Below are 3,398 nucleotides of genomic sequence, written 5' to 3' on the forward strand. Positions count from 1 at the left end.
TAGTTAACGATCTAAGTACAAAAATTGGGATAATTTATTTTCTGCTATTCCCTAAGTTAAGGTTAGGTTTGGTCGGTTGTTGTTGGGTTTCCTACGTCAACCCAACCTACTGGACTTACACAGGGGGATGGGGCTGGTTCATCTAATATTTAATCGTAACCCACCCCTAGTATTGAAAAATTAAAATTCAAAATTTATATTGATATTTTTATTATGCAGATAAGCGATCGCCCTTCTCAATCTACTCCGGTAAAATTGGATTTACCTGCTAGAGTAGCTTCGGTAAAACGAACTACTGGAGAAACTGATGTAACTGTTAGTCTTAATCTTGATGGTGTGGGCAATTGTAAGGCTAATACAGGGATTCCTTTTTTGGACCATATGTTGCATCAAATTTCTTCTCATGGACTAATAGATTTAGATGTCCATGCTGTGGGTGATATTGAAATTGATGACCATCATACTAATGAGGATGTGGGGATTACTTTAGGCCAAGCTTTGTGTCAGGCGTTGGGCGATCGCAAGGGTATTGTGCGTTTTGGTAATTTTCTGGCTCCTTTGGATGAAGCATTGGTTCAAGTGGCCTTGGATTTTTCTGGTCGTCCACATTTGAGTTATGGTTTGGAAATGCCTACTCAACGGGTTGGTAGTTATGATACTCAGTTGGTGCGGGAATTTTTTGTGGCTGTGGCCAATAATAGTTTGATGACTTTGCATATTCGCCAGTTGGCAGGGATTAATTCTCATCATATTATTGAAGCTGGTTTTAAAGCTTTTGCTCGTTCTCTACGGATGGCAACGGAAATTGACCCCAGGCGAGTTGGGGAAATTCCTAGTTCTAAGGGAGTTTTATAATCAGTTATCAGTTATCAGTTATCAGTTATCAGTAGGTTTTAAATCCTAAGTTTCCTTTGAATTTTATCAGGAGGATTAATTCGAGTGAATAATAAAACTTTTAGTGAAGAAGCTACAGCTATTATGTACTTCATTAAAGATGGTAAAAAGATGGTATTAGAACCTAATTATTTATCGCCAAAGTCTACTGTTAAACGCCATCTACAAACAAGTTATCAATGTGGAAAGTTTGATGAAAAACGAGAAATAGGTCGTCGTTTAACAATGTCTATATTTGGAGCGCCGGGAAAACCTGCGACTGAAATACCTACTGGATGGGTGGTAACTGATGTTTGCCGGTATTCTCCTGATGAAGGACAAGCACCTTTATTTAAGGATATTGTTTTGGCGTTTTGTATTTATAAACCGATGACTCCTGATGAAGTAAAAGATTTTATTGAACCTCTTGAATTAATGCCAATTACGGTTGAGTCTTTTGGTGGTGATGAACAGAAATATAAGCAGTGGTTAAAGAGTGAGAAAAAAGTTACAAATATAGGTTTTTCTTAATCAGTATTTAGCATAATAAAAGCTCGTAGTGGGGCTTCACTACTACAAACAAAGAATTTTTCCATTTGCTATTACCAACTTGAGGTTTAATTTTTATGCTCGATCAAGTTTTTAAAGCAATTACTAATGTTGCTAAAAATTAAGTTCTCCTTGTAGCTCAAGAAATGAAATTGTAGTTAAAACTTTAAAGCAATTAAAACAAGCTCCCATTTCCCCACACTCACCATCTCCCTCATAACAACCCCCGATAACGAATAAACAATAAAATAACTGCCCAGGAACCCAATGCTACTTTTATTGCTACTAAAATATTAAGTATTGGCAGAATACCCCCACTAACAAGGGTTCCCAACTCTCCTTTTGGTAATTCCAATCCCATCAGAGTTATAGCTGCTAATAGAATGAATATTAAAACCGAAACTTTTTCCAAAATAGCAGCATTCCATTTTTTATAGATTTTCTCCATCTGCTCGGATGAGGAAGTAATAGCAATCAAACCAATAGCAGTCCCTCCAGCAACCCCAGCCGCAAACCCACCACCTGGACTGAGATGCCCCCTAATTGCCAGCTCAATACTCACCAACGCCGTAATAGTTGCTCCCAGACGCGCTAGTACAATTGAAGGTCGATCGCTAAATTGATAAACTTTTTCAGTAGGTTTTTCATTTGCGAGGAGAAAGCCCACCCCTAAAATAGCGATCGTAAATACCACTACTTCAAAAATTGTGTCGTAGAGTCGATTTCTAAAAATGATGCCAGAAACTGCATTTGGTACTCCACTATCAGTTACGATCGCTCCAACAATAGAAATTTCCTCCAATTGTGCTTGTGGGTTGGGCATAACTAACACTTTGATGAACAATGCTATTCCAGCTATAAGATAAACCCATTTCATTAATGTTTGCCCTCCAAGTTTGGTACAGTTATGTATGTCACAGTTGTTTTTGATGAAGTTAGTTCGGTTTGCATAATCTCAAAAAGACGATGCACTCTAATGCTAGTTTGATAAGTGGGTTCGTTGTCTGGCTCTAATTTTTCTGATTTACTACAGATAGCGTGAACCTCTTTACCTATCAATGCCCATTCTAAAGCTTGTGTGTTGGGATATTCAACTAATTCAAGACGCAAATGATATTTATCAATAGTTTGTTTGATCTTAGAGATTAATTTAGTAAAACCACTGTCTGTTTCTGCCTCAACCTCTTTCACTATTCCCAGACGCATTACTAAAGAGGAACGAACTGCAACAACATAAAGAGTAATAGCCAACATTGTACCGACTAAAGCTTCAGTTAAAGCTACATCTGCAGCTCCTAAAACTGCATATACCAAAGCTGCTACTGCTCCTAAAATGGCTCGGATAATTAAAGCATTATAGGGATTAACTTGAAATACCAGCATCAAAGCTGATAATGGTAGTAGAGCAATGATGACATAAACATAACTATCAATCATTTTTCCCTCCACTACTAGAGCAATATGCTAAAACATATCCCAAAACCGTATTCCAAATTGCCAAAGTAATCAGTGCTAGGAGCAATAACGGCCATTCAAAGGGAATTTTGAGCAGTAAACCCACAACAATACTCATAGAGCCAAGAGTATCAGCTACCGAAAGACTATGGAGTTTAAATAAAACCGATCTATGTCCGAGCAAGGGGAATGTTCCCCAAAACCAGAAGATAATTCCGATAACTATCAAGGCATAACTTAAAATGTCAAAAATTTCAATCATACTTCGTTTAACCTTTTGATTAAATTTGCCAGTAGCATTAATCCTGCATTACCCACACTCAGAATAATAACTGCAACTACTCCAATTGACCAATCATCTCGCAAAACGGATACGACTAACATCATAATTGAAGTTTTGGTGGCAATACTAGCAAAAGCGAGTATTTTTTCCCAAACATTATTATCCTGCCAAGCTTCATAAATGGGTATGAGCAAAGCTAAAATCATCGCAATCAAAATATAGTTCATTTGTTTTTCAT

General features: G+C 37.3%; 6 protein-coding genes. 2 read left to right on the forward strand and 4 right to left on the reverse strand.

Annotated elements, in window-relative coordinates; all coding sequences use genetic code 11:
* The first annotated feature begins 213 nt into the window (after positions 1-213).
* Entirely contained in the window at positions 214-855 is a 642-nt protein-coding gene (hisB, locus tag AC3DU7_RS21045) for an imidazoleglycerol-phosphate dehydratase HisB (protein WP_488041256.1), read from the forward strand.
* Positions 856-939: 84 nt separating this feature from the next.
* Positions 940-1,404: a hypothetical protein gene (locus tag AC3DU7_RS21050; protein WP_488041257.1), complete on the forward strand. Its 465-nt coding sequence runs from the start codon at positions 940-942 to the stop codon at positions 1,402-1,404.
* A 232-nt stretch (positions 1,405-1,636) separates the two neighbouring features.
* Here the strand turns inward: AC3DU7_RS21050 and AC3DU7_RS21055 are convergent, their stop codons facing one another.
* The 4 genes from AC3DU7_RS21055 to AC3DU7_RS21070 are packed head-to-tail and all read right to left on the reverse strand — an operon-like array spanning position 1,637 to position 3,387.
* Positions 1,637-2,299 carry a Na(+)/H(+) antiporter subunit B gene (locus AC3DU7_RS21055; RefSeq protein ID WP_488041258.1) on the reverse strand — a complete coding sequence of 221 codons (663 nt, stop codon included), beginning with the start codon at positions 2,297-2,299 and terminating at the stop codon, positions 1,637-1,639.
* Positions 2,299-2,859 carry a DUF4040 domain-containing protein gene (locus tag AC3DU7_RS21060; protein ID WP_488041259.1) on the reverse strand — a complete coding sequence of 187 codons (561 nt, stop codon included), beginning with the start codon at positions 2,857-2,859 and terminating at the stop codon, positions 2,299-2,301. Before AC3DU7_RS21060 ends, AC3DU7_RS21055 begins: the two co-directional genes overlap by 1 nt.
* The gene (locus AC3DU7_RS21065; RefSeq protein WP_488041260.1) at positions 2,852-3,139 is read right to left on the reverse strand and encodes a monovalent cation/H(+) antiporter subunit G; all 288 of its coding nucleotides are present in this window, start codon (positions 3,137-3,139) and stop codon (positions 2,852-2,854) included. The genes AC3DU7_RS21060 and AC3DU7_RS21065 overlap by 8 nt, the downstream gene beginning before the upstream one ends.
* On the reverse strand, positions 3,136-3,387 hold the full coding sequence (locus AC3DU7_RS21070) for a hypothetical protein (RefSeq protein WP_488041263.1): 252 nt from the start codon (positions 3,385-3,387) through the stop codon (positions 3,136-3,138). The genes AC3DU7_RS21065 and AC3DU7_RS21070 overlap by 4 nt, the downstream gene beginning before the upstream one ends.
* Between the last annotated feature and the right edge of the window lie 11 nt (positions 3,388-3,398).

The organism is Okeania sp., assembly GCF_983059655.1.

Coding starts and splice junctions, on each gene's coding strand:
- AC3DU7_RS21060 (WP_488041259.1), bottom strand. CDS start 2,859: ATGATTGATAGTTATGTTTATGTCATCATTGCTCTACTACCATTATCA.
- AC3DU7_RS21070 (WP_488041263.1), bottom strand. CDS start 3,387: ATGAACTATATTTTGATTGCGATGATTTTAGCTTTGCTCATACCCATT.
- AC3DU7_RS21055 (WP_488041258.1), bottom strand. CDS start 2,299: ATGAAATGGGTTTATCTTATAGCTGGAATAGCATTGTTCATCAAAGTG.
- AC3DU7_RS21065 (WP_488041260.1), bottom strand. CDS start 3,139: ATGATTGAAATTTTTGACATTTTAAGTTATGCCTTGATAGTTATCGGA.
- hisB (WP_488041256.1), top strand. CDS start 214: ATGCAGATAAGCGATCGCCCTTCTCAATCTACTCCGGTAAAATTGGAT.